This window comes from Paenibacillus sp. J22FR21 (assembly GCF_056269135.1).
Genome location: NZ_JBWDNJ010000010.1, coordinates 169,056 through 193,128 on the forward strand (window position 1 = coordinate 169,056; position 24,073 = coordinate 193,128).

Genomic DNA, 24,073 nt, shown 5'->3' on the forward strand with positions numbered 1-24,073 from the left:
AAGGGAGAGTGGCCTCATTGTATAAGAAGCAAATCGCCGCACAGCTCTATACGCTTCGTGACTACTGCAAGACAGCCGAGGATCTGGACGCCGCGCTGAAACGGGTCAAAGCGATCGGCTACGATGCTGTGCAAGTATCCGGCATTGGTCCAATCGCACCGGATGAAGTGAAACGCATATGCGACAGCCATGGCTTGGCCATCTGCGCCACTCACGTACCGACTCACCGTCTGCTGAACGACCTTGACGCGCTTATTGCGGAGCACCAAGCATGGGGCTGCAAATATGTCGGCATCGGCTCTATTCCGCCGGAATACCGGAATGACAAAGCGGGCTACACGGCCTTTGCGGACATCATGAACGAGATCGGCGATAAGCTGGCGGAAGCCGGCCTGGAGCTCATCTATCACAATCATAAATTCGAATTCGAGAAGTTCGAAGGCAAGACCGGCATGGATTGGCTGCTTGATGCCAAAGACAGCCCAAGCGGTGCATTCAGCTTCGAGCTGGATACGTACTGGGTGCAAGCCGGCGGAGCCGACCCTGTCAGCTGGATCATGAAGGTTGCCGACATGAAGGTTGTCCATCTCAAGGATATGGCGATCGTGGGCGACCAGCAGGTATTCGCCGAAATCGGCGAAGGCAACCTGAACTGGCCGGCGATTATCGAAGCTTGCCGCGAAACGGGCGTTGAATGGTATGTCGTCGAGCAGGATGTTTGCCCGGGCGATCCGTTCGAGAGCCTGGAGATTAGCTACCGCGCGCTGCAGCAGCTCGCCTATCAAACGGAAGAGGAGCTGAAGCGCGATGTCAGGGTTTAACCGCAGCGACGGCATGAACTATGCGCCGGTAGCGATCAAGAAACCGGAACCGGTCGTCGGCGTCGGCGAGTTCGTATTCGCCGCCATGGGTCTTGATCACGGCCATATCTACGGTCAGACGAACGGTCTTCTCGAAGCAGGTGCAACGCTCAAATGGGTATACGACCGCGATCCGGCGAAGGTCGAGCAGTTTCTGAAGGTCTACCCGCAAGCGACGGCTGCCGCCTCGCCGGAGGTTATCCTCGAAGACCCGCAGGTCAAGTTGGTCGCGTCTGCCACCATTCCATCTGATCGTGGTCCGCTTGGCGTCACGGTCATGAAGCACGGCAAGGATTATTTTACCGACAAAACCCCGTTCACCACGCTGGAGCAGCTCGCGAAAGCACGGGAAGTAGCGGCGGCGACGGGACGCAAGTACATGGTCTACTACAGCGAACGGCTGCACAACGAAAGTGCGATCTATGCCGGCAAGTTGCTGGAGGAAGGCGCCATCGGCCGTGTCGTGCAGGTGATCGGAACCGGCCCGCACCGGCTGAACAAGCCGTCCCGTCCGGATTGGTTCTTCCGCAAGGAACAATACGGCGGCATTCTATGCGATATTGGTAGCCATCAGATCGAGCAGTTCCTGCACTTTGCAGGCTGCAAGGACGCGACTGTTGCGAGCAGTAAAGTCGCCAACTATAGCAATCCGGACTATCCGGAGCTTGAGGACTTTGGCGATGCAACGCTTATTGGGGACAACGGGGCGACGAATTATTTTCGCGTGGACTGGTTAACTCCGAACGGGCTTGGCACTTGGGGCGACGGACGGACGATTATTCTCGGCACTGACGGGTATATCGAGCTGCGCAAATATATCGATGTGGCGCGCGACAAGAGCGGCGATCATGTCTTTCTGGTCAACCACGAAGGGGAACATCATCTCTCGGTTGGCGGCCAGGTCGGATTCCCATACTTCGGCGAGTTGATTCTGGACTGCCTGAACCGGACGGAGAATGCGATGACGCAGGCCCATGCTTTTAAGGCGGCGGAGCTCTGTATGCTCGCGCAAAATAAAGCCGTCCGTTTGTAAAGGAATCTATACAATGGTGATGTGCGACATGGTAAAATCATTTCATTAGGATGCGCCCTGATAAGGTGCCTCAAATGGAGGGGAACTGTGTGCCGCTCACGATGCAATGGCAGCAGCCGATCGAGCTGATGTACCGGAACGATGAACCGTATCCGGGCGCTCAATTTCATTCGCATGCCTTTTATGAAATGTATTATTTTCAAGAGGGCGAATGCAACTATTTGATCGGCGACAAGCTGATTACGCTTCAACCCGGTGATTTGATCCTGATGCACGGAATGACGCTTCATTGTCCGAACCCGGCACCGCATAAACCTTACATTCGCACGATTATACATATGGATCCGGCTTACATCCATAAAGTGCTTCAAGCGGATACGGCGGCGATGCTGCTGAAGCCGTTCGATGAGCTGCGCAATATTCGCATTTCCCTCAGTCCCCAGGATCAAGCAGAGCTTGAAACGCTGCTGGCTGAGATGGATCAGCTGTATAAGCGGACGAACGAGGCAGGAGTGCGAACGGCTTATAATCGGTTTGTCATGCGGGTCATCGAGCTGCTGCATCTTATTCGGGATTGGTGCAGCGAGCCGGTTAACGAGCGGGAGCATCGTTCCCAGAAAGAGCAGCATGTTCAGCGTGTCATCTCTTACTTGGAGGATCATTATCTCGAGGAAGTGACGCTCGATCATATTGCAAGTGCGCTTCATTTGACGAAACCTTACCTGTCCAACCTCTTCAAAGACGTTACCGGTACAACGGTATTCAAATACTTATATAATCGGCGGATCAATCAGGCCAAAATGATGTTTCGGCTCGAGCCCAGGCAGTCCGTTTCGGAGGTGTGCCGCGCTGTCGGGTTTCACCATCTGCCGCATTTCAGCAGGCTGTTCAAAACCACGGTCGGTGCAAGTCCGGAGACATACCGGAAGCGGATGCTCCAGCTCGTTGCCGAAAGCTAAAGCCTAGCGTGCGCCGCCGCACATACGGAGGCGTTCTATATCGGAAGCTCATTGTTTGATTTAACGGGCCGTACGGCGGTCATTATTGGCGGCACAAGCACGCTCGGCAGCGTCATGGCCGAAGCGATGCTTGACCATGGTGCGCATGTGGCACTTGTCGTCCGCAGCAAGGAGAGAGCGGAAGAGAAGCTTGCACCTCTGCTGGAAACCGGCCGAGCGACGCTGTTTGAGGCGGATGCAGCGGTGAAGACGGATCTTGAGCGCGTGCTCGGTGAGATTACCGACTGGTCGCCAAAAGGTCGAACGGATATCTTGCTGCATGCGGCAGGCACGAACAGCGCGACGCCATTCTTCGATATTACGGAAGAAGAATGGGACCGGATCATGGACGTCAACGCGAAGAGTGTGATGCTGGCCTGCCAGGTGTTCGGCCGATCAATGATCGACGCCGGTCACGGCGGAAGCATCATTACGATCAGTTCCGTCTCCTCGGGACCGCCGCTCTCCCGCGTGTTTACGTATTCGGCTTCGAAGCATGCCGTGAACAGCATGACGCAATTTCTGGCGCGTGAATTCGCTCCGCATGGCGTTCGTGTCAACGGTATCGTACCGGGGTTCTTCCCGGCGGAGCAGAACCGCGCCATTCTATCGCCGGAGCGGGTGGAAAGCATTATGAGCCATACGCCGATGAAGCGCTTTGGCGATCCGAAGGAGCTGCAAGGCGCAGTCGTTTGGCTGGCCTCTGAGGCGGCATCCGGTTATGTCACCGGCTCGCTGATTCGCGTAGACGGCGGCTTTGGCGCGATGACAATATAACGATCCATACGGCTTGTTCCGCATCATATGTGGAACGGCCGTATTTTTTTTACGAAAATTCCACTTTACAATTACTTAATTCCGAGTTATCTTATTGGTTAAATATGTATTGGTCAGCAGTGTCGATTCGGAGGTGGTTACCGTCAACATAGAAAATATCGAAGCGTTTGTGTACGTCATCCACTGCGGAAGCTTTAATAAAGCCGCCGAAGCCTTATTCTTATCCCAACCCTCCGTTACGGCACGCATACAATCGCTCGAGCGGGAGCTCGATTGCAAGCTGTTCGATCGGAACGGCAAGCAGGTGCAAATTACGGAAGAGGGAAAACGGTTCCTGCCGTATGCGCAGCAGCTGTTGCTGACTTACCAGAAGGGCAAGCTGAACGTGAGCCGAAAGAAAATGCCCGAGGAATTCAGGATCGGCTGCACGGTTTCCGTATCCAACTACATCATCCCGCAGCTGATGCCGAGGCTTCAGCGCAAATTCCCGAATATCTACTATAAATTCGTGACCGGCACCACGGACGATATTGTCTCCAAAATACTCAATAAGGAAGTCGACGTCGGCTTCGTCCGCAAAGTTAATCATCCCTCCCTTCATTCTGTCAAATTTTACGAGGATCCAATCTCCCTATATGCCTATGAGGATCATCCTTTCATCGGTAGAACAAACTTATCCGTCGAAGAGATCGCGCTGCAGCCGCTCGTCTTCTTCGAATGCGGAGCGCTCGACTGGCTGCGCATTCACCGCGTATTCGAACATCTGGAGCAGCCGCCTAACATTCGGATCCAGACAGATAACTCGGAGATGGCTAAGCGGCTAGTCATAGGAAAGACGGGGATCTCATTCCTTCCCGGCCTAAGCGTACGGGGAGAAGTAGCCCAAGGAAAGCTGATTCCGCTTCGAGTTGCGGAGACGGAAGGGATCTCTTTGCAGACGAACGTCATCTCCTGCCTTGGCGAGCATACGCAATTATTTACGGAGATCATGGATATTGGTAAACACCTATTCGAAGAGTAGGAACAAGGGCTGAACTTGATGTCGCAAGACAGGGGTCAGCCCTTTCGATTACCTATAAACAAAGTAAATTTGTAGGAATTATCGGAATTTTTAATCTGCATATTGAAAATCTCTATTAGACGATGGGTGAAGGCGGTGATATCGTTAATCTCAACATTAATTCTTACTTAACCACTAGGAATTATAAGTTTAAAGGTTCCACTAAAAACGGAGGGGTTAACATGAAGAAATCGATCGTATTGGCAGCAAGTTTTATCCTGATTCTTACCTTGTCGGCTTGCGGTACCAAGGATAATAACACAAGCAACGCAGGCATAACCAATGTCTCGTCCGACACTACGGCAGCAACGAACACAGAAGCACCGCAAGAAGTGAAGAAGATCGTCGTCGGAACAGGCAATCAGTTCCCTAAGGTTGCATTCATCGACGAAAGCGGCAAGCTGACCGGCTATGACGTGGAATTGATCAGAGAAATCGATAAGCGCCTGCCTGAATACGAGTTCGACATTCAAGTACTGGAATTCAAAAATATTCTACTCAGCCTGGAAACGAAGAAAATCGATTTGGCCGCTCATGAATTCGAGAAAAACCCGGAGCGCGAAGCGAAATACTTATTTAACAAAGAGTCTTATGCACACTGGAAAAATAAAATCATCGTTTCCAAAGACAACAATGATCCGATTGAATCGCTCGACGATTTGAAAGGCAAGAAAATATTTACGACGGCCACCAGTGCCGAGGCGACGATTCTGGAGAATTACAACAAGGAGCACGATAATGCGCTGAACATTGTATATTCCAGCGGGGCGGCTAATGACGCCTTATCCCAGATTACTTCCGGTCGCGTGGAAGCTACCGTAGGCGCGGATTTCGTGCTACCGATTATCGATCCGGAAGGCAAGCTGAAAACCGTCGGCAAAGAGCTCAGCGAAGCGGATATTCTGTTCTTGTTCCGCAAGGACGATGCGGAGCAGCAGACGCTTGCAGATGCAGTAGACCGAGCGATTCTGGAAATCAAGGCAGACGGTACGTTATCCAAAATCAGCAACGAATGGCTTGGATTCGATGCAACTGTATCTGAGAAATAGACATTATTCAAGAAAGGGTGAGGTCGGTCTATGGGTGCTCCATTCGATATCGCCTATGTTGTCGAGTATTTCTGGAAGCTGCTTCCGTTTATACGGATTTCGCTCATTATCGTAGCGAGCTCCATCTTGGTCGGGCTGGGCGTCGGTTTTCTCGTCGCTCTTCCCCGGCTTTACCGGGTGCCGCTGCTGCAGCGGATTTCCCAGCTCTATGCCTCTTTTTTTCGAGGAACGCCGATTATCATTCAGCTGTTCTTGATCTATTACGGATTGCCGGAATTACTGAAAGCCGTACATGTAGACGTAAGCAAGGTGTCGGCATTGTACTTCGTCATTCTGGCTTACGGGCTGCATAGCGGAGCCTACATTTCAGAAGGAATCCGAGCTGCGGTGTCCGCCGTGGATCGGGGACAAGTCGAAGCGGCTTATGCGGTTGGGATGACCGGTTATCAGGCGTTCACTCGAATCGTCTTCCCTCAAGCGCTGGCCATCTCGATTCCGATTCTGGCTAACTTGGTTATCGCAACGTTGAAGGACACATCGCTCGCTTTTACACTCGGCGTTATGGAGCTTACGGGGAGATCGCAGACGCTGCCCACGATGTCCAGGCATTTGTTTGAAAGCTATATTGCTTTGGCCATTATCTATTTCATTATCAGCTTCTTCTTGGAGAAATTGTTTTATTTCACGGAGCGCAGGCTGCTTAAGCATGAAACGGCCATAACGAACACCAGCAAACTCCCTATGGGCAAAAAAGGGCTGAATCGGTTATTGGATGCGAAAGTAGCATGGGGTAAAGGAGGCACAGGCTTATGACATTGGATTTCGGGTTCATCTGGCAAGCCTTTCTGCTGCTGCTTCCGGCTATTCCGAACACGATTTATATTACTGTCGTCTCCGTCGGTTGCGGATTTATCATTGGACTGATTGTTGCGCTGTCCCGCATCTTCGCCATTCCTGTGCTGAGCCAGATCGGTACGGCTTACGTTACGTTTATTCGGGGGACGCCGATGCTGACTCACTTGCTCCTGATTTACGTCGGATTGCCCATGATCGTCGACAGCTTAGCCGAGCAGTACCATTGGTCGTTCAACTCGGTTTCGATTCCGATGATTGGTTTTGCGTATCTCTCATTCTCTATCACCGCAGGCGCTTATTTATCCGAAGTCATTCGTTCCGGCATTCTCGCAGTAAATAAAGGTCAAATGGAGGCGGCTCATTCGATCGGGATGACCACTTTCCAGGCGCTGCGCCGAATCGTATTGCCACAAGCCTTCGCGGCTGCGCTCCCCAATTTGTCGAACAGCTTGATCGGCATGCTGCATGGCTCCACGCTCGCTTTTACCGTATCGGTTGTGGAAGTGAACGCCAAGGCAGATATTATCGCAACGACGAATTGGAAGTTTTTCGAGGCGTATCTTGCAGCGGCGCTTATTTTCTGGGGGCTTACCATTCTGATTGAGCGGGCAACTGCGCTGCTGGAGAAGCGCATTAATGCTTATAACCGCGGAGGTGTAGCATGATTAAACTTACGAATATTTCGAAATCCTTCGGCCGCAACGAAGTGCTGAAAGGAATCGATCTGACCGTTCAGAAAGGTCAAGTCGTTGCTATTCTCGGTCCCAGCGGCTCGGGCAAGACGACGCTTCTCAGATGTATTAATTATTTGGAGAAGCCGAGCGACGGGGAGATTTCGATCGACGACTTTAAGGTGAATTGCCGGAAACCTTTGAAGAAGGATATCCATACCTTGCGTGGGAAAACCGCCATGGTGTTTCAGAATTATAATCTTTTTCGGCATAAGACTGCCCTTGAGAACGTAATGGAGGGGCTCGTGATCGTAAAGAACATGTCTCGAGAGGAAGCACGCCTAAGAAGCATAGAACTGCTGGAGAAGGTAGGACTTAGGGGCAAGCTGGATTCGTATCCGAGCCAATTGTCCGGAGGACAGCAGCAGCGCGTTGGCATTGCTAGGGCGCTTGCCTTGAATCCAGACGTGATTCTGTTCGATGAACCGACCTCTGCGCTTGATCCCGAGCTGGTTGGCGAAGTGCTTGCCGTCATCCGCAAAATTGCCAAGGAAGGGATTACGATGATCATCGTTACTCATGAGATGGGCTTCGCCCAAGATGTCGCGAATCACGTCGTGTTTATGGACGAAGGCGTTATTGTCGAGGAAGGTCCCCCCAAGCTCATCTTTCAGTCGCCTAAGGAAGCGCGGACGAAACAATTTCTGGCCAGAATTACGCCGGAGAGCGCCTATTCAATTTAATCGAATGGAGTTGGAAGATACATGGCTTTGAAATTCGGCATTTTGGACCAAAGCATCGTTTTCCCCGGACAGACGCCGGCGGAAGCGCTGGGCAATACGATCAAGCTGGCTCAATTGGCGGAGAAGCTGGGTTATGAACGTTTCTGGGTGTCGGAGCATCATGATTCCCCGCAGATGGCTGGCGCATCACCGGAAGTATTGATCTCACATTTGCTCGCTCGAACGAGCAAGATTCGGGTCGGATCAGGCGGAGTCATGCTGCAGCATTATAGTCCATACAAAGTCGCCGAGAATTTTAATGTATTAGCCTCGTTGGCGCCGGGACGGGTCGATCTTGGCATCGGACGCGCGCCGGGCGGCTTGCCTCGTTCCACCAAGGCGCTGCAGAAAGGCTTAAGCGAACCGGAAACACTCGAAAGTAAGCTGACAGAGCTGGAACAATTGCTCCATGGCTCGTTTGGAGATGACCATCCACTTGCCGGGTTGCAAGCTAACCCGTTGCCGGCCCGGCCCGCTGACATCTATTTGCTCGGCACGAGTATTTCAAGCGCAAAACTGGCTGCGGAGAGAGGGTATCCCTACGCTTTCGCGTTATTCATCAACAACGATCCGGAAACGGCTCGACTTGCCTTCGAGAGCTACCGGACGCATTTCAATCGAGATAAAGGAGGCGAACCCTATGCCATCCTTGCCTTGTCGGTCATCGTGTCGGATTCCGAAGAAGAGGCTGCTGAGCTCGCCGGTCACTTCAAGAACGTTCGCGTTACGCTGGCAAGCGGCAAGGTCGTAAATGTCGGTTCGCTTGAGCAGGCGGAGGAATTTGCTAAGCAAGCCGGCGAGGCGTATACGGCCGAAATCCGCGAAGCGGATATTACGCGAGGAACGAAGGAGACGGTTAGAAAACGGTTGTCGGAGCTTCGTGATACGTACGATGCGGATGAGCTGATCTTCACGACGATCATACCTGACTTCACCAAGCGAGTAAGAAATTTCGAGCTGCTGCAGGAAGCTTTCGAGGAGAGTATACGAAGATGAGCATCTCGTTAGCCGACAAGCTCCAAGAGCGCTTGGTTGCTTATAGACGTCATTTACATGAGAATCCCGAGATCTCTCATGAAGAGTTCGCTACGACAGCGACCCTTCGTACATGGCTTTCGGAGTCGGACATCCGCATCGCGGATTATCCGCTGAGAACCGGTCTTGTCGCTGAGGTAGGCGGTTACCGTGGAGGGCCGATTATCGCCATCCGCGCGGATATCGATGCATTGCCGATTCAAGAAGAAACGGGATTGCCCTTCGCTTCTAAAGTTCCCGGTGTCATGCATGCCTGCGGCCATGATTGCCATACCGCGATCGTACTGGGAACTGCGCTCTTGTTGAAGCAGCGAGAGCAGGAGCTGGAAGGGACAGTGAGGCTGATATTCCAGCCGGCGGAGGAGAAGGCCAAAGGCGCTTCGCAGGTCATCGCGAGCGGGGCGCTTGAAGGTGTGAGTGCGGTGTTTGGCTTGCACAACAAGCCGAATTTACCGGTAGGCACAATCGGCATTAAAGCCGGACCGATCATGGCAGCGGCGGACGGGTTCGTCGTCGAGGTTGAAGGTCGCGGATCCCATGCCGCCGTACCGGAAGCGGGACTCGATCCCATCGTAGCCTCCGCCCATATTATTACGGCGCTGCAGTCTATTGTCAGCCGAAACGTAAGTGCGCTTGATAGCGCAGTTATCAGCGTGACTCGTCTGAACAGCGGAACGGCTTGGAACGTTATCGCGGACAAAGCCGTGTTCGACGGAACGCTGCGCACGTTCGATGAGCGAGTGCGGGATCGCGTGCGAGAGCGATTCGAGCAAGTCGTCGTCGGAGTTGGAGCAGCATTCGATACGAAAGCGACGGTCAAATGGATTACCGGCCCGCCTGCTGTCGTGAACGATTCCATATGGGCTGAACGTGCCGCCGAGATTGCCGAATCGCTTGGTTTGACGGTCGTGGAGCCTGCGCCGTCGCCGGCCGGGGAAGACTTTGCTTTTTACTTGCGGGAGGTGCCGGGTATTTTCTTCTTCTTAGGCACATCAGGCCCGCAAGAGTGGCATCATCCGGCTTTTGATGTGGATGAAAGGGCACTGTCAATCGGAGCTTTGTTTTTCGAGGCGTTAGCGGTAAAAGCCCTTAGCTCAATAGGTGTACTTAAAGGAGGAGAGCTACGATGAGTCAAAGTAAACTGCAAGATCTCATTCAAATTGACCACTACCTGCATACGTACGAACAACTGCAGCAAGCGATCGAAGGGCTGTCCGATGAGCAATTGCGCTGGAAGGCGGCAGAAGCTAAATGGAGCATTACCGAAGTTCTTGGCCATCTGGCTGACCACAATATCGTGGTTTCGTTTCGTGTTCGCGAAATTTTGTCCGATTCGTCGGTGCAATTGCCAGCGTTCAGTCAGGACCGCTGGGTAGCTGGGCAGAAGACGAACGAGGGGAATGCCGCGGATATCTTGACGTTCTATAACCACCTTCTGAACTACAACCGATTGTTGTTTGACCGTTTGACGATCGAAGATTGGAACAAGACGGGGGTTAATTTCAAAGGAGAAAGCGTAACGCTTGCTGCCATTGTTCAGTCTTTCATTACTCATGTACAGGGCCATCTGAAGCAGATTGCAAGAATTAAACAGGAAGAAATAGACGCGCAAAATAAAGTTATCATTCGACAGGCGAGGTCTTCCGATCGCGATGCGGTAGTTCAAGTGCTGCTGGATGCCTATCAGCAATATGAAATTACGCTTGATAGCGCACGCTGGGAGCAATATAAAGAAAATATTTTGCAGGCAATCGATGCGCCGACGACGAAGTCGCGGCTTGTTGCGGAGTTGGATGGACAAATCATGGGAAGTGTGTTCATTTATGAGTCGTCGGAGACCGCATATGGAGCGCCGGGATTAGAAATTCATAGTCCGATCATTCGGTTGTTAGGCGTATCGCGGCAAGCTCGCAAACGCGGTATCGCAACGGAGCTCATCCGCGAAAGCGCTAAGCTTTCTCTGGATTGGGGCGCTGACACACTCTACCTGCATACATCAGACATTATGGATTCCGCGGTTCGGTTGTACGAACGGTTGGGATTCGAGCGAGCATTCGATAAAGAGTTTCGGAACGGAGATATCTTAGTCAAAAGCTACCGGCTTCGGCTGAAGGAATCAGCTTTATTGCAATCCTAAACTTAGGGAGGAATCCGTTATGGCTAATCATAAAAAGTTGAAGCTAGGCGCAATCATTCACGGAGTTGGCGGCAATGTATCCGCTTGGCGGCATCCGGAGGTACCCGTGGACGCAAGCGTGAACTTTGAATTTTACCGAAAACAAGCTCAAACAGCCGAAGAGGGGAAATTCGATCTTGTCTTCATCGCCGATGGTCTCTATATTAACGAGAAGTCGATCCCCCACTTCCTAAACCGATTCGAGCCGATTACGATACTATCTGCGCTTGCAGCGGTCACTTCCAAGATAGGCCTTGTCGGTACATTATCAACCTCATACAGTGAACCATTTACCGTTTCCCGTCAGTTCGGATCCCTCGATCATCTGAGTGCAGGCCGCGCGGGCTGGAACGTGGTCACTTCCCCGCTTGAAGGGTCGGCCAAAAACTACGGGAAACCCGAGCATCCGACGCATGATGAACGGTATAAGATTGCCGAAGAATTTTTGCAGGTGTCACGCGGCTTGTGGGATTCATGGGAAGACGATGCGTTCGTCCGGGATAAGGCATCCGGAGTGTTTTTCGACCCGTCCAAAATGCATCGTCTCGATCATAAAGGCGATTATTTCTCCGTGCAAGGACCGCTTAATATCGCGCGTTCCAAGCAGGGACATCCGGTGATCTTCCAAGCGGGTTCGTCCGAGAGCGGCAGGAAATTGGCTGCGAGCAGCGCTGATGCCGTATTCACCGGACATGAGAACATTGACGAAGCGAAGGCGTTCTATAAGGATGTAAAAGATCGCGCAGTTGCGCTGGGCCGTTCGCGTGATGATATCGTGATTCTGCCTGGCGTCGGACCGATCATCGGAGCGACGGAAGAAGAAGCCGAGCGCAAGTATTTGGAATACGCGAACTTGGTGACGATTGATAAGGCGCTTGAATATCTTGGAAGGTTCTTCGAGCACCATGACTTCTCCCAATATCCGCTCGACGAGCAGTTCCCTGAGCTAGGGGAACTCGGTAAGAACAGTTTCCGCAGCGGAACGGATAAAATCAAGCAATTGGCCCGAGAGCAGAAATTGACGCTGCGCGAAGTGGCGATTCGTACGGCGACGCCTCGCAGTGAGTTTATCGGGACGCCTGAGAAAGTCGCGAATTTGCTTCAACGCTGGCATGAGGAGGAAGCGGCGGACGGCTTTATCCTATATGCACCTACACCGGACGCTCTGCGCGATTTCGTGGAGTCGGTCGTGCCGCTTCTACAGGAACGCGGCATCTATCGGACGGAATATGAGTCAGATACCTTACGCGGTAATCTCGGTTTGCCAGTGCCGGTGAATCGGTATACTGCTGCGGCTAAAGTGAATTAATCAGGGTATCACAATACAGGAAAGGCCATCCAAGCGGGTGGCCTTTCCTGCGTCGTGATACCATATCCATATGTAGCGGAAGGAAACCGGAAGTTTTTTTGCAAGGCAAGTGAACAATCGAGCAACCTTGATCGTCATATTGGCGAGAATGAAGGAAAGAGGCTTATTTCAAGCAGCGGGTGGGGAGAACACGATGATCGGGATGGAACAGCTCGGGGATGAAGCGCAGCTAGTGAAACGTGCAGTTCGCGGCGATGACCTTGCGCTGTCGACCCTGCTGCGCAGCCATTACACCTTGTTGTATCGATACATGTTGAAGGTAACGATGAACAAGGCGATGGCCGAGGATTTGGTACAGGATACGATGCTGAAGGCGATTGAGAAGATCGGCACGTTTCGGAAGCAAAGTAAATTTTCAACATGGCTGATTTCCATTGCAACCCGGCGTTATATCGACGAGATGCGCAAGCAGCAGAGAGAACAGAAGTGGCAAACGCAGGAGCAGGCGCTGCAATCCATCCGGTTTCATGCCGCGATGCAGCAGCAGGAATGGCCGCATGCGCTCGATGCGCTTGGCGCGTTATCTTACGAGATCCGGGTGCCGATATTGCTCAAATATTATTACGGCTATGCCTACGAGGAAATCGCTTCATGGCTCGACATTCCTGTCGGTACGGTGAAGTCGAGGCTGCATAACGGACTCAAACAGCTAAGGAAGGAGCTTGACGAGAATGAATAAAGACAGTAAACGCGGCAAGCAAAGTGACAACCATGATCTTCAAGATGAGCAGCATTTTCAACAGCTGCTCGGGGGTCATCTGGAAGAATGGGACCGCTCCATGCAGCCGGACATTCCATCTGTCGACTCGATAGCGGTGCTGGTTCGTGAGCATAAGAAAGAGCTGGGTCGTCGTTATATGCGGGAGCTGCTCTTATTCTGGCTGGTCAGCGCTTGTGTACTAAGCGGTTTGCTGCTGCTATGGGTGAGCAGCATCGTGATATTCGTAGCTGTGCAAATCTTGGCGTTTACGGCTGCGGCCATATTCGTGTTGCTGTTCATGGTCAAAGGCAGAGAAGGGCGGCGTCCTAAATGGTCGGATGGAAAATAGCTGTCATAATTGGCGCCGTCGTTATTTTACTATGCCAATCGTCCTGGCTGTTTAAGGATGCGAAGAAACGGAGTCGTTATCCTTGGTTTTGGGGGATATGGGGGCTGATTCAGTGTCCGATGCCGCTGATATTCTATCTGCTGATCGTTAGGGTGAACTGGTCGAAGCGAAGAAATACTTAAGGAAGAGGAGGTACAAACATGGATCATTTTTCGAATTCGATGATGCTTTCCCTTATATTGCCGCTAATCATTGTGCAGCTAATCTTGATGATAACGGCACTTGTTGTTTGCGCTCGCGCTGACGAGACGAGAGGGCCGAAGTGGATGTGGGTGCTCATTATTATTTTCATTAATATCATAGGAGCAGTGTTGTTCTTCCTCTTCGGAAGGAAGCAATCGTCATGATGGGGCTTGTTACGGTCGAAGGACTAAGCAAGACATTCAGCGGAGCAACATCCGCGCTGCTGGACATTCGTTTCACGCTTGGGGAAGGTCGCTGCACGGCACTGCTTGGTCCTAACGGAGCGGGCAAAACAACCACGATCCGCATTCTCAGCGGGCTGCTGCAGCCATCTTCTGGAAGCATCCGCTTCCGAGATCTTAAGCCGGGCGATGATCATCGCCTGCTTATTGGCTACTTGCCGCAAACACCGGCGTTTCACGGCTGGATGACCGGCGACGAATTTCTTCGCTACGCTGCGGGCTTGTGCGGCCTGACGAAACGGGAAGCAGCTGCCCGCAGCGCGGAATTGCTGGAGCGGGTTGGCATTGCCGATGCCGGCAAGCGGCGAATCGCCGGCTATTCCGGCGGGATGAAGCAGCGCCTTGGCTTAGCGCAGGCGCTCATTCACCGGCCGAAGCTGCTTATTCTGGACGAGCCGGTATCTGCGCTTGACCCGATTGGGCGCCGTGAGGTGATGGAGCTGCTTGCGGAGTTAAAGCATGAGACGACGATTCTGTTCTCCACGCATGTGCTCCATGACGCCGAAGAGCTGTGTGACGACGTGCTTATTATGAAGAGCGGGCGCATTGTTATCAGCGGGGCAATCGATGATATACGCGCTGCGTATCGAGAGCCGGTTATGCTGGTTGAAGTCGAAAATACGGAGGAAGCGCGGACGGCATTGTCGCAGTTGGTTTCGGAGGTATCGTCGTCGCAGCTTTATCATTCTGTGGGGCTTCAACCTGGCGGAAACGCTGCTAAGCTGCATGTACAACAAAATCAAATCGACGAAGCCAGAAGGATCGTTCTACAGCAGTTGCTGGATCGAGGAATACCCGTGACCAAGCTGGAATTCGGATCGACGACACTGGAGGATTTATTTATGAAGGCGGTGCAGCACGTATGAAATGTTGGCTGGTGCTTTTCGTTAAAGAATGGACAGAGCTGATCCGCAGCTACAAGCTTGTTTGGGTACCGCTTGTCTATATCTTATTTGGTGCGATGCAGCCCCTCTCCACCTATTTCCTACCGGACATACTTGCGCACGCCGGTAACCTGCCGGAAGGAGCGGTCATTTCAATACCGCAGCCTTCGGCGAATGAAGTAATGGCCGCGACACTGCAGCAGTTCAACACGATGGGACTGCTGGTGCTTGCCTTATCGGTTATGGGCAGTATTTCCGCGGAACGCACGAGCGGTTTGACCGCGATGATTCTAGTAAAGCCGATCTCGTATCTATCGTTCGTCTCGGCCAAATGGGCTGCCATGCTGGTGCTCGTCTCACTCGCATTCGCAGGCGGCTTCGGCGCCGCCTCGTATTACACAGCGGCCCTGTTCGAACCCGTAGATTGGCGGAGCAGCCTCTATGCCTATCTGCTGTTCTTGCTGTGGCTAAGCTTCGCAGGCTCGCTCACGCTGCTGTTTAGCGCATTGCTGCGCAGCGGGGCAGCTGCGGCCGCGTGCGCGCTCGGCACTGCGGCCGTACTCGCGCTGACAGCCTCAGTGTTCCCGCACGCGCTCGCGGCAAGCCCGGGCATGCTGCCGAAGCTTGCCTACGCGCAGTTCACGGCTTCGCCAAGCGGGCAGGGAAGCCTATGGTCGGCTGTCTGCATCGCGATTGGCGTCATGGTTGCCATAATGGCAATCGCAGCTTGGTCACTGCGTCGTCGTCCATCACTGGAAATGTAATAATCAATAACCATTCTCATCTATTGGACTTCCTTTCTGAATTTTAGTAGGATAGAGTAGAGTCATAGAGTATGGTTATTGGTGACAGGAGTGAGACGCTAATGTATAAGCTTGGCCAACGTATCATTATTATATCGGACTTATTTGAACAGACCCTCCCGGTCGGGGAGTATGGTTATATAATCGCCTATGATCGCAATGCGGATAACGCGTTCGATTATGTGATCCGAGTTCCCAAAGCGAACCGGAATTTCTACGTGCCTGCCGCAGACATCGAGCTGGAGGAAGTGCTGATTAAGCAAGAGGTCGACCGTTTGGAGCGCGAAGCGCTGATCGACTTTGCGCTGGCGACTCATAATGCGGATCTGTTTCATCGCATCATGAACGGCGAGGAAGAACCACTGCAAGAAGAAGATGTCGAAGGCGAACCGCAAACTCGCGAAGAGTTTATTCGTCAAGTCCATCTGAAGGCTTGGATCTAACGCGAACCAAGCTATTCATCAGAGAAAGCCTCCATCCGAGTCATCGGAAGGAGGCTTTTTCAAATTTTCACGGACACCTGTTTGGGAGACTGCTGCCACCGCTATTCAACCGCCGAACTAACTAATTTCTATGCTGATAGCGGTATATCCGCTATCGAGGCTCCAAACTAGCTAATTCCTACTCTATAAGCGGTATATCCGCTTATGTGGTAACGAACTTTCTTGGTTTTTGAGTTGAGCGTTCGATTTTGGACCTCTCAGTTTCGACCTCACCTATTTCGAGGTTGAGAGTTCAATTATGCGACTCTCCCGATACAGCGAGAGGGATATTCAGCTAGTTTAGTCACTGAGCGTTCGATTACGGAACTTTCAGCTCTATCTCTTCATCACGCGTCTCGCGCCACCCGCGCCTAGCGTCCCGCGCCACCTGCGCCAAAACAAACAAAATGGCACAGGGGTAAACCCTGTGCCATCCCAATACCACCATATTACCCCTAAGCGTCCGTATCAGCAGCTGACGCAGCCGCCGATGTACCCGTATTTGCCTTGGTGCCAGCATCCTGCTTCACACCATTACGGTCGATTTTGATGGTATGTGGTTTTCTGTCCATTTTTCCATTCACGATCCGTGTTGCAATATCTGCCGCATTGGCAATTTCTTTATCAGCCTCAGCCTGTGTAAGTTTGCCGGCTTTCACAGCGGCATTCAAATTGTCCACAATGACTTGCTTCTGCGCATCAATCAGCTTCTGAACGTCGATGCCTTTCTCTTGGGCCAGATCAGCAAGGGACTTACCGCCGCTCAGTGCAGTCTTCAATTCCTCATCACTGAGACCAAGCACCTTGGCAGATGCACTGAAGTCAGCTATCTCGGCGCGAATGCCTTTATTGAACTCCATCTTGAAGTTACCGCCTCGTTCACCGCCTCTTCCGAAGCCGATGTTATCTTTCATCGTGGAATCAAGCGATTTATCGAGATTGTCGGTGAACGCCTTTTTCTCTTCAGCTTGCTGTTTCTCGTATGCCGTTGTCATTGTTGCCTTCAACTGATCCCGCGTTACTCCTTGTTCCTCTGCAATTTGAGCCAATGTTTTACCGGCTTCGATTTTCTCTTTCAACGCCTTCATATCCAGCTTGAGCAAATCCAAAACCTCTTGGCTGTAGAAGCCGCCTGGACGAACCTTAATTCCTTCGCCTTTAAGACCAAACGGCCCTTGTCCGACGACTGCCGTACTGGTAGCCGTTGTAGTCGACTTTGCACTGTCAGTAGTTGTAGTCGTAGCGCTTGTTGCGGCATAGGCACTAAGCGGAATCATCACCGCAATAGCGGCCGTTAAACCGAGAGCTTTCATTGTTTTGTTCATTATTTCTTCCTCCTTGAATGTAGTTGTACTTGGTTACATTCCCCAGTATGGACAGCTAACCTTAAAGAAAGCTGAAGGCAACGTAAAAGCTCCCTTAGCCCAGGATGAAGTTTCTCTTCATATTTAGTCTTCATATTTAGTCTCCATATTTTCTCTCCATATTTCCTCTCGATAATCTCTCTTCATAATTTACTTATTGCCCAAATCGCAATGGCAACGTTATCATATAACAAAAACATCCAATTATTGGACGGGGTTGGAAAGGGGGGCTTGCATGTCTGCTTATTACTACTTTTTCAAAATGAGAATTTTAACGACGATCGCCTATCGATTCGAAGTGTTCACCGGTATGGCCTCTAATGCTGTCATGCTGCTTGCATCCGTATTCCTTTGGAAGGCGGCATATCGGGGCTTGGGTTCCATACAAGACGTGAGTCAGGATCAAATGATCGTCTATGCCATCTTAGCCGTTGTGATGGGGGCGGTTCTATCCGTTAATGTTCAGAACGACATGTACTATCGGGTCCGGGAAGGGCATATCGCGACCGATTTCATTAAGCCCATTCATCTGCTTGGCATGTTCCTGGCCGAGGATCTCGGCACCACGGTAAGCGCGCTCGTCAACCAAGCCATCCCGCTTATTCTGCTGGCTTCGATTCTGTTTACCCCGCCGCTGCCGGTAAGCATGACAGCATTTCTACTCTTTATCCCAAGCCTTATGCTGAGCTTTCTGCTGCTTTGGCTCATGGGTGCTATCGTCGGCATGATCTCCTTCTGGGTCATGGAGCTAGGTAACCTCGGCAACGTGAAGGATGCAATCGTGCGTATTCTGTCAGGCAGCCTGATTCCGATTTGGTTCTTCCCCGGCTGGATGGCGACCGTGTCGAGTTATCTTCCGTTCCAGTACATGTACCAAACCCCGCTTTCCATTTATATTGGCAAAATCTCATACGCACAGGCAGGAACAGCGCTTGTTATTCAAGCGGTTTGGATTGCGGTGCTCGCTTTTATCGCGTACGCCGTGTGGCAGCGTGCCCAGCGTGTCACGCTCATTCAAGGAGGTTAATCCGTCATGGTTACCGCGATTCGTTATCATGCATCCGTAGCTTATTTCTTTGCAAAATTAGCCGTTCAACGTCAATTGGAATATCCGCTGTTTTTGGTCAGCTGGTTTCTTATGATCCCCTTACAGTACATCAGCGGAGTATGGGTGCTGAAGCTGATGGTGGAGCAGTTTCAAGCGCTGGCAGGTTGGACCTTCCCGCAGCTCGCATTTCTGTACGGATTAGGACTGCTGAGCCACGGCTTGTCCGTTATTTTCTTCATTCAAACCTGGCATATCGATAATATGGTGATCCGGGGTGATTTCGACCGGATGCTGCTTCGCCCAATGAACGTCTTTTTTCAATTTGTCATCAACTACGTGAATTTTATCGGACTCATCGATCTCATTCCCGGCTTCCTTATTTTCTTCTACGGCTGTGCTCAGATCGGCTTCGACTGGAATGTCATCAACGTGCTCAAGCTGCTTGGCGTCGTCATCGGCGGGATGTTCATCCGTGCCTCGATTTGTACGATCATGGGTTCGGCGGCGTTCTGGACCAAGCGCAGCGGATCGCTCGTTTCACTGACCTTGGCTACGATGGAACGGACGACCATGTACCCGCTTTCCTTATATCCGAGACTGATTCAGCTGGCTCTGACCTTCATTTTGCCGATCGGGTTTATCAGCTTCTATCCTGCAGCGGATTTCATCGGCCAAGAAGACGGGTTCACACTCCCTGTCGGACTGGCGATTTGGACGCCGGTTGTCGGACTTCTTATTTTTACGTTAAGCCATTTCGTTTTCCAAAGTGGATTGAAGAGATATGAAAGTGCCGGCTCGTAGCGGGTCGCAGCAGCAGAGAGAGAGAGAGGATGCGTGCGCATGATTGAACTTACGAATGTCGTCAAAGAATACACCGTCATTAAGAAGAAAAGCGGTCTAAGCGGCTCCATTCAGAGCTTGTTCCGGCCGGAGAAAACGATCGTGCGCGGCGTGGATGGCATCAGCTTCCGAATTGAGCCAGGTGAGATGGTTGGTTATTTGGGGCCGAACGGAGCGGGCAAGTCGACGACCATTAAGATGCTGACAGGCATTCTTCATCCTACCTCAGGCTCGGTGAGAATAGGCGGCATTTCGCCGCAGGAAAGCCGGAAGTCCGTCGTCAAACAACTGGGCGTCGTCTTCGGGCAGCGTACGCAGCTTTACTGGGATTTGCGGCTTGGCGAGACCTTCGAGCTGCTTAAACGCATTTACCGCATAGATGAAGATACCTATAAGACGAATTTGGCGATGATGCATGATGTACTCGGCATCGATCAATTGATTAATACACCTGTAAGGCAGCTGTCGCTCGGACAGCGCATGAAAGGCGACTTGGCGGCGGCGATGCTGCATTCGCCATCCGTTCTGTTTCTCGACGAACCGACCATTGGGCTCGATGTCGAAGCGAAGCAGAACATCAGAACGTTTATCAAAGAGATGAATATGAAACGCGGCACGACGATTATTTTGACGACACATGATTTGGACGATGTAGAACAGCTATGCAAGCGTCTGATTGTCATCAATCACGGAAAAGTAGTCGAAGACGGTCCGTTGTCGGAGCTGATTCTGCGTATGGCGCCATATCGGCTGCTCGTACTCGATCTTAGCCAGCTTCCTGAGCCTTCGGCCTTGCAGCATCCAGGTGCGGAGTTGATCAAACAAGAGGGTCTTAAGCTGACGTATCGGTTCCACAAAAGCGATATCTCCGCGTCCGAGCTGATCAGCGGTTTATCGGCCAAGCTTTCGGTTGTCGATCTCAGCGTCAAGGAGCCAGACATCGAAGATATGATTCGGGAAATGTACCGCAGCTCCACACCGGCTTAGGCACATCCGCATTCGCATTCTCATTGAGTTTAAATGCAGGCTTACGTTATAATAGGTAGAATGTGTGCAAAATGGATGGAAAGGACGGGACCATAGACAATGAGCATAACCATCAAAGATGTCGAGCATGTGGCCAATTTGGCCCGACTGGAGCTTTCTGAGCAAGAGAAGGAGCAGTTTACCGGTCAGCTGAATGCGATTCTTAAATACGCTGAGAAGCTGGACGAGCTGCAAACAGACGGCGTGGAACCAACCAGCCATGTGCTGCCGGTTCACAATGTCATGCGTGACGACGTGATTCGCGAGTCGGTTACGAACGAGACTGCACTGCGTAATGCGCCGGATGATGAAGACGGCCAGTTCAAAGTGCCGGCTGTTCTTGAATAATAGTGTGAGGGTTTATACCGAAGGGAGGAACGGCTGTTGGCACTCTTTGACTTACGCCTACAGGAAGTACATAACCAATTAAAGAAGAAAGAGCTGTCGGTTGGCGATTTGGTGGATGCGTCGTATTCACGAATTGCAGCTACCGATGCTTCCATACAAGCGTTCTTGACGCTGAATGAAGAAGGCGCGCGCGCTGCGGCAGCTGAGCTTGACGGTGCTTTGGCGGCTGGGGGAGAGCAGGGATTGCTGTTCGGATTGCCGGCTGGCATTAAGGATAACATCGTGACGGAAGGCTTGCTAACGACTTGTGCGAGCCAGTTTCTGCGCAACTACGATCCGATTTATAACGCGACAGTAATGAAGAAACTGAACGCGGCCCAATCGGTTACGATCGGTAAGCTGAATATGGACGAGTTCGCAATGGGCGGGTCCAACGAGAATTCGAGCTTCCATCCGACACGTAATCCGTGGAATACGGAGTATGTACCGGGCGGTTCAAGCGGCGGCTCTGCGGCTTCCGTTGCGGCAGGACAAGTTTATTTCGCACTTGGCTCTGATACCGGCGGTTCGATCCGTCAACCGGCGGCGTACTGCGGTATTGTCGGTTTGAAGCCGACTTACGGCCTGGTTTCACGTTTCGGTCTTGTGGCCTTCGCTTCTTCACTCGATCAGATCGGTCCACTTACGAAGAATGTTGAAGATTCAGCCTATGTGCTGCAAGCAATTGCAGGCTACGATGCAGGCGATTCCACATCAGCTAACGTGGAAATTCCCGACTATGTCGGTGCGCTAAACGGCGATGTCAAAGGACTTCGTATTGGCGTTCCGAAGGAATACCTCGGACAAGGTATCGATCCGAAGGTCAAAGAAGCGGTTCTGGCTGCGCTGAAACAATTCGAGAGCCTAGGCGCGACATGGGAAGAAGTGTCCTTGCCGCACACGGAATACGCAGTAGCGACTTACTATCTGCTCGCTTCGTCGGAAGCTTCCTCGAACTTGGCACGCTTTGACGGCGTTCGTTATGGCGTGCGCGCAGAGAATCCGGATAATTTGATTGAGCTGTATCGCAAATCCCGCAGCCAAGGCTTCGGGCCGGAAGTGAAGCGCCGTATTATGCTCGGGACCTATGCACTCAGCTCCGGCTATTATGATGCGTATTATTTGAAGGCACAGAAAGTCCGCACGCTGATCAAACAAGATTTTGACAACGTGTTCCAGAACTTTGACCTGATCATCGGGCCGACTGCGCCTACTCCTGCTTTCCGTATCGGCGAGCAAGTGGGCGACCCGCTCACCATGTACTTGAACGATATTTGCACCATTCCGGTCAGTCTTGCTGGTATTCCGGCAATCAGCGTACCTTGCGGTTTCGCAGATGGCCTGCCTGTTGGTTTGCAAATTATCGGCAAAGCGTTCGATGAGCGCACGGTGCTTCGCGCCGCGCACGCTTTCGAGCAGCATACTGAGCATCATAAACAGCGTCCGCAGCTATAATTCTCGGATGCCAATAAAGCAGGAGGGCTAAACGATGTTTGAACCGAACACTTACGAAACGGTAGTCGGGCTGGAAGTGCATGTTGAGCTCCATACGAAGAGTAAAATCTTCTGCGGCTGCTCCACCTCCTTCGGCGCCCCGCCGAATACTCATACATGTCCGATCTGTCTCGGACACCCTGGTGTGCTGCCGGTACTGAACCGTCAGGCACTGGAATTCGCGATGAAAGCAGCGATGGCACTCAACTGCCAAATTGCCGACATCAGCAAATTTGACCGTAAAAACTATTTCTACCCGGATTCTCCGAAAGCGTACCAAATCTCGCAATTTGACAAGCCTGTCGGCGAGCATGGCTGGATCGACATTGAAGTGAACGGCAAAACCAAACGCATCGGCATTACGCGCCTTCACTTGGAGGAAGATGCAGGCAAGCTGACGCACGTCGAAGGCGGTTTTGGATCGCTGGTCGATTTTAACCGTGTCGGTACGCCGCTTGTCGAGATCGTTTCCGAGCCGGACCTTCGGTCGCCGGAAGAAGCGAAAGCTTACCTCGAGAAATTGAAAGCAATCATGCTCTATTGTGATGTATCCGATGTGAAGATGGAGGAAGGCTCGCTTCGCTGCGATGCCAATGTCAGTCTGCGTCCTTACGATCAGGAGCAGTTTGGCACACGTGCCGAACTTAAGAACATGAACTCCTTCCGTGGTGTACAACGCGGTCTTGAGTATGAGCAAATGCGCCAAGCGGATATTCTCGACAGCGGCGGCAAAGTTGTTCAGGAAACACGCCGCTGGGACGAAGCGCAAGGCAAGACGTTCTCGATGCGCAGCAAAGAAGAAGCACATGACTACCGCTACTTCCCGGATCCTGACCTTGTGCAGATCCATATCGACGAAGAGTGGAAGGCGCGTGTCTTGGCATCCATTCCGGAGCTGCCGGATGCACGCCAAGCTCGTTACACAACTGAATTCGGTCTCCCTTCCTACGATGCAGGTGTCATTACGGCTTCCAAGAAGCTGGCTGATTTCTTCGAGGAGAGCCTTCAATTTACGAAGGATGCCAAAGCGGTATCCAACTGGATCATGGGTGATTTGCTCGGCTACTTGAATGCAGGCGGCCTTGAGCTGGAAGATATCAAGCTGACAGGTCAAGGACTCGGCGAGATGATCGGTCTGATGGAGAAAGGCACGATCAGCAGCAAGATCGCTAAGACGGTCTTCAAAGAAATGCTCGAAACAGGCAAACGTCCTCAGCAAATCGTTGAAGAGCAAGGCCTTGTTCAAATTAGCGACGAAGGTGCAATCGCAGAAGTGGTTGACCGCATCGTCAGCGGCAATCCCCAATCCGTCGAAGATTTCAAAGCCGGCAAAGAGAAAGCCATTGGCTTCTTAGTCGGTCAGGTGATGAAAGAAACGAAGGGCAAAGCGAATCCGGCGCTTGTTAACAAGCTGCTGCTTGCGCGCTTGAATCAATAACTACAATAAAAGAGGCATGTCCGGCGTCATCATGCGGACATGCCTCTTTTGCTGTGGGAAATTATGATACAATATTTGTAATCATCAACAGTCAGGAGGTGCCATCCA

Annotated in this window: 27 protein-coding genes; 26 read left to right on the forward strand and 1 reads right to left on the reverse strand. The window is 51.9% G+C overall.

Annotation, left to right across the window (positions count from 1 at the left end; translation table 11 throughout):
• Positions 1 to 17 precede the first annotated feature (17 nt).
• The 20 genes from AC0YNS_RS27670 to AC0YNS_RS27765 all read left to right on the forward strand — a co-directional run bounded on the left by AC0YNS_RS27670 (position 18) and on the right by AC0YNS_RS27765 (position 16,329).
• A complete protein-coding gene (locus AC0YNS_RS27670) occupies positions 18 to 821 on the forward strand; it encodes a sugar phosphate isomerase/epimerase family protein (RefSeq protein WP_475784157.1) in 804 nt (267 codons plus the stop codon).
• On the forward strand, positions 808 to 1,893 hold the full coding sequence (locus AC0YNS_RS27675; protein WP_475784158.1) for a Gfo/Idh/MocA family protein: 1,086 nt from the start codon (positions 808 to 810) through the stop codon (positions 1,891 to 1,893). The genes AC0YNS_RS27670 and AC0YNS_RS27675 overlap by 14 nt, the downstream gene beginning before the upstream one ends.
• Before the next feature lie 89 nt (positions 1,894 to 1,982).
• A complete protein-coding gene (locus AC0YNS_RS27680) occupies positions 1,983 to 2,852 on the forward strand; it encodes a helix-turn-helix domain-containing protein (RefSeq protein WP_475784159.1) in 870 nt (289 codons plus the stop codon).
• Between the two features lie 39 nt (positions 2,853 to 2,891).
• Positions 2,892 to 3,668 (forward strand): SDR family oxidoreductase, encoded by a 777-nt coding sequence (locus tag AC0YNS_RS27685; protein ID WP_475784190.1) that lies wholly within the window; start codon positions 2,892 to 2,894, stop codon positions 3,666 to 3,668.
• Positions 3,669 to 3,762: 94 nt separating this feature from the next.
• Positions 3,763 to 4,689, forward strand: coding sequence for a LysR family transcriptional regulator (locus AC0YNS_RS27690; RefSeq protein ID WP_475784160.1), 927 nt, complete (start codon positions 3,763 to 3,765; stop codon positions 4,687 to 4,689).
• 221 nt (positions 4,690 to 4,910) lie between these two features.
• The gene (locus AC0YNS_RS27695) at positions 4,911 to 5,777 is read left to right on the forward strand and encodes a transporter substrate-binding domain-containing protein (protein ID WP_475784161.1); all 867 of its coding nucleotides are present in this window, start codon (positions 4,911 to 4,913) and stop codon (positions 5,775 to 5,777) included.
• Between the two features lie 30 nt (positions 5,778 to 5,807).
• A complete protein-coding gene (locus AC0YNS_RS27700) occupies positions 5,808 to 6,590 on the forward strand; it encodes an amino acid ABC transporter permease (protein WP_475784162.1) in 783 nt (260 codons plus the stop codon).
• Complete coding sequence (locus tag AC0YNS_RS27705; RefSeq protein ID WP_475784163.1) at positions 6,587 to 7,297, forward strand: amino acid ABC transporter permease; 711 nt, start codon at positions 6,587 to 6,589, stop codon at positions 7,295 to 7,297. Before AC0YNS_RS27700 ends, AC0YNS_RS27705 begins: the two co-directional genes overlap by 4 nt.
• Entirely contained in the window at positions 7,294 to 8,046 is a 753-nt protein-coding gene (locus AC0YNS_RS27710; RefSeq protein ID WP_475784164.1) for an amino acid ABC transporter ATP-binding protein, read from the forward strand. Before AC0YNS_RS27705 ends, AC0YNS_RS27710 begins: the two co-directional genes overlap by 4 nt.
• 21 nt (positions 8,047 to 8,067) lie before the next feature.
• Complete coding sequence (locus AC0YNS_RS27715; RefSeq protein ID WP_475784165.1) at positions 8,068 to 9,081, forward strand: LLM class flavin-dependent oxidoreductase; 1,014 nt, start codon at positions 8,068 to 8,070, stop codon at positions 9,079 to 9,081.
• Positions 9,078 to 10,250 carry an amidohydrolase gene (locus AC0YNS_RS27720; protein ID WP_475784166.1) on the forward strand — a complete coding sequence of 391 codons (1,173 nt, stop codon included), beginning with the start codon at positions 9,078 to 9,080 and terminating at the stop codon, positions 10,248 to 10,250. The genes AC0YNS_RS27715 and AC0YNS_RS27720 overlap by 4 nt, the downstream gene beginning before the upstream one ends.
• A complete protein-coding gene (locus AC0YNS_RS27725; protein WP_475784167.1) occupies positions 10,247 to 11,257 on the forward strand; it encodes a GNAT family N-acetyltransferase in 1,011 nt (336 codons plus the stop codon). The genes AC0YNS_RS27720 and AC0YNS_RS27725 overlap by 4 nt, the downstream gene beginning before the upstream one ends.
• 19 nt (positions 11,258 to 11,276) lie before the next feature.
• Positions 11,277 to 12,605: an LLM class flavin-dependent oxidoreductase gene (locus tag AC0YNS_RS27730; RefSeq protein WP_475784168.1), complete on the forward strand. Its 1,329-nt coding sequence runs from the start codon at positions 11,277 to 11,279 to the stop codon at positions 12,603 to 12,605.
• Positions 12,606 to 12,798: 193 nt separating this feature from the next.
• Positions 12,799 to 13,344, forward strand: coding sequence for an RNA polymerase sigma factor SigY (gene sigY / locus AC0YNS_RS27735; RefSeq protein ID WP_475784169.1), 546 nt, complete (start codon positions 12,799 to 12,801; stop codon positions 13,342 to 13,344).
• On the forward strand, positions 13,337 to 13,714 hold the full coding sequence (locus AC0YNS_RS27740) for a YxlC family protein (RefSeq protein WP_475784170.1): 378 nt from the start codon (positions 13,337 to 13,339) through the stop codon (positions 13,712 to 13,714). Before sigY ends, AC0YNS_RS27740 begins: the two co-directional genes overlap by 8 nt.
• The gene (locus AC0YNS_RS27745) at positions 13,696 to 13,896 is read left to right on the forward strand and encodes a sigmaY antisigma factor component (RefSeq protein WP_475784171.1); all 201 of its coding nucleotides are present in this window, start codon (positions 13,696 to 13,698) and stop codon (positions 13,894 to 13,896) included. Before AC0YNS_RS27740 ends, AC0YNS_RS27745 begins: the two co-directional genes overlap by 19 nt.
• Before the next feature lie 18 nt (positions 13,897 to 13,914).
• Positions 13,915 to 14,121, forward strand: a complete 207-nt coding sequence (locus AC0YNS_RS27750; RefSeq protein WP_475784172.1) for a PLDc N-terminal domain-containing protein — start codon at positions 13,915 to 13,917, stop codon at positions 14,119 to 14,121.
• The gene (locus AC0YNS_RS27755; RefSeq protein WP_475784173.1) at positions 14,118 to 15,065 is read left to right on the forward strand and encodes an ABC transporter ATP-binding protein; all 948 of its coding nucleotides are present in this window, start codon (positions 14,118 to 14,120) and stop codon (positions 15,063 to 15,065) included. The genes AC0YNS_RS27750 and AC0YNS_RS27755 overlap by 4 nt, the downstream gene beginning before the upstream one ends.
• Positions 15,062 to 15,847: an ABC transporter permease gene (locus AC0YNS_RS27760; protein WP_475784174.1), complete on the forward strand. Its 786-nt coding sequence runs from the start codon at positions 15,062 to 15,064 to the stop codon at positions 15,845 to 15,847. The genes AC0YNS_RS27755 and AC0YNS_RS27760 overlap by 4 nt, the downstream gene beginning before the upstream one ends.
• A 101-nt stretch (positions 15,848 to 15,948) precedes the next feature.
• Positions 15,949 to 16,329 carry an ATPase gene (locus tag AC0YNS_RS27765; RefSeq protein WP_475784175.1) on the forward strand — a complete coding sequence of 127 codons (381 nt, stop codon included), beginning with the start codon at positions 15,949 to 15,951 and terminating at the stop codon, positions 16,327 to 16,329.
• Positions 16,330 to 16,823: 494 nt separating this feature from the next.
• On the opposite strand, the gene AC0YNS_RS27770 is transcribed toward AC0YNS_RS27765, so the two are convergent.
• On the reverse strand, positions 16,824 to 17,693 hold the full coding sequence (locus AC0YNS_RS27770) for a hypothetical protein (RefSeq protein WP_475784176.1): 870 nt from the start codon (positions 17,691 to 17,693) through the stop codon (positions 16,824 to 16,826).
• Between the two features lie 274 nt (positions 17,694 to 17,967).
• Between AC0YNS_RS27770 and AC0YNS_RS27775 the strand changes: the two genes are divergently transcribed.
• The 6 genes from AC0YNS_RS27775 to gatB all read left to right on the forward strand — a co-directional run bounded on the left by AC0YNS_RS27775 (position 17,968) and on the right by gatB (position 23,965).
• Positions 17,968 to 18,759, forward strand: a complete 792-nt coding sequence (locus AC0YNS_RS27775; RefSeq protein ID WP_475784177.1) for an ABC transporter permease — start codon at positions 17,968 to 17,970, stop codon at positions 18,757 to 18,759.
• A gap of 6 nt (positions 18,760 to 18,765) precedes the next feature.
• Complete coding sequence (locus AC0YNS_RS27780; RefSeq protein WP_475784178.1) at positions 18,766 to 19,581, forward strand: ABC transporter permease; 816 nt, start codon at positions 18,766 to 18,768, stop codon at positions 19,579 to 19,581.
• A 39-nt stretch (positions 19,582 to 19,620) separates the two neighbouring features.
• Positions 19,621 to 20,607, forward strand: coding sequence for an ABC transporter ATP-binding protein (locus AC0YNS_RS27785; RefSeq protein ID WP_475784179.1), 987 nt, complete (start codon positions 19,621 to 19,623; stop codon positions 20,605 to 20,607).
• Between the two features lie 99 nt (positions 20,608 to 20,706).
• Positions 20,707 to 20,994 (forward strand): Asp-tRNA(Asn)/Glu-tRNA(Gln) amidotransferase subunit GatC, encoded by a 288-nt coding sequence (gene gatC, locus AC0YNS_RS27790; RefSeq protein ID WP_091223885.1) that lies wholly within the window; start codon positions 20,707 to 20,709, stop codon positions 20,992 to 20,994.
• 36 nt (positions 20,995 to 21,030) lie between these two features.
• On the forward strand, positions 21,031 to 22,488 hold the full coding sequence (gene gatA / locus AC0YNS_RS27795; protein ID WP_475784180.1) for an Asp-tRNA(Asn)/Glu-tRNA(Gln) amidotransferase subunit GatA: 1,458 nt from the start codon (positions 21,031 to 21,033) through the stop codon (positions 22,486 to 22,488).
• Positions 22,489 to 22,522: 34 nt separating this feature from the next.
• A complete protein-coding gene (gatB, locus tag AC0YNS_RS27800; protein WP_090983214.1) occupies positions 22,523 to 23,965 on the forward strand; it encodes an Asp-tRNA(Asn)/Glu-tRNA(Gln) amidotransferase subunit GatB in 1,443 nt (480 codons plus the stop codon).
• Positions 23,966 to 24,073: the final 108 nt, after the last annotated feature.

Bases quoted from the DNA above. Each gene is read 5' to 3' on its own strand.
- AC0YNS_RS27715 (WP_475784165.1), top strand. From the start codon at position 8,068: ATGGCTTTGAAATTCGGCATTTTGGACCAAAGCATCGTTTTCCCCGGA.
- AC0YNS_RS27770 (WP_475784176.1), bottom strand. From the start codon at position 17,693: ATGAACAAAACAATGAAAGCTCTCGGTTTAACGGCCGCTATTGCGGTG.
- AC0YNS_RS27750 (WP_475784172.1), top strand. From the start codon at position 13,915: ATGGATCATTTTTCGAATTCGATGATGCTTTCCCTTATATTGCCGCTA.
- AC0YNS_RS27695 (WP_475784161.1), top strand. From the start codon at position 4,911: ATGAAGAAATCGATCGTATTGGCAGCAAGTTTTATCCTGATTCTTACC.
- AC0YNS_RS27700 (WP_475784162.1), top strand. From the start codon at position 5,808: ATGGGTGCTCCATTCGATATCGCCTATGTTGTCGAGTATTTCTGGAAG.
- AC0YNS_RS27705 (WP_475784163.1), top strand. From the start codon at position 6,587: ATGACATTGGATTTCGGGTTCATCTGGCAAGCCTTTCTGCTGCTGCTT.
- AC0YNS_RS27675 (WP_475784158.1), top strand. From the start codon at position 808: ATGTCAGGGTTTAACCGCAGCGACGGCATGAACTATGCGCCGGTAGCG.
- AC0YNS_RS27730 (WP_475784168.1), top strand. From the start codon at position 11,277: ATGGCTAATCATAAAAAGTTGAAGCTAGGCGCAATCATTCACGGAGTT.
- sigY (WP_475784169.1), top strand. From the start codon at position 12,799: ATGATCGGGATGGAACAGCTCGGGGATGAAGCGCAGCTAGTGAAACGT.
- gatC (WP_091223885.1), top strand. From the start codon at position 20,707: ATGAGCATAACCATCAAAGATGTCGAGCATGTGGCCAATTTGGCCCGA.
- AC0YNS_RS27720 (WP_475784166.1), top strand. From the start codon at position 9,078: ATGAGCATCTCGTTAGCCGACAAGCTCCAAGAGCGCTTGGTTGCTTAT.
- AC0YNS_RS27780 (WP_475784178.1), top strand. From the start codon at position 18,766: ATGGTTACCGCGATTCGTTATCATGCATCCGTAGCTTATTTCTTTGCA.
- AC0YNS_RS27725 (WP_475784167.1), top strand. From the start codon at position 10,247: ATGAGTCAAAGTAAACTGCAAGATCTCATTCAAATTGACCACTACCTG.
- AC0YNS_RS27745 (WP_475784171.1), top strand. From the start codon at position 13,696: ATGGTCGGATGGAAAATAGCTGTCATAATTGGCGCCGTCGTTATTTTA.
- AC0YNS_RS27740 (WP_475784170.1), top strand. From the start codon at position 13,337: ATGAATAAAGACAGTAAACGCGGCAAGCAAAGTGACAACCATGATCTT.
- AC0YNS_RS27755 (WP_475784173.1), top strand. From the start codon at position 14,118: ATGATGGGGCTTGTTACGGTCGAAGGACTAAGCAAGACATTCAGCGGA.
- AC0YNS_RS27775 (WP_475784177.1), top strand. From the start codon at position 17,968: ATGTCTGCTTATTACTACTTTTTCAAAATGAGAATTTTAACGACGATC.
- AC0YNS_RS27710 (WP_475784164.1), top strand. From the start codon at position 7,294: ATGATTAAACTTACGAATATTTCGAAATCCTTCGGCCGCAACGAAGTG.
- gatB (WP_090983214.1), top strand. From the start codon at position 22,523: ATGTTTGAACCGAACACTTACGAAACGGTAGTCGGGCTGGAAGTGCAT.
- AC0YNS_RS27765 (WP_475784175.1), top strand. From the start codon at position 15,949: ATGTATAAGCTTGGCCAACGTATCATTATTATATCGGACTTATTTGAA.
- AC0YNS_RS27785 (WP_475784179.1), top strand. From the start codon at position 19,621: ATGATTGAACTTACGAATGTCGTCAAAGAATACACCGTCATTAAGAAG.
- AC0YNS_RS27760 (WP_475784174.1), top strand. From the start codon at position 15,062: ATGAAATGTTGGCTGGTGCTTTTCGTTAAAGAATGGACAGAGCTGATC.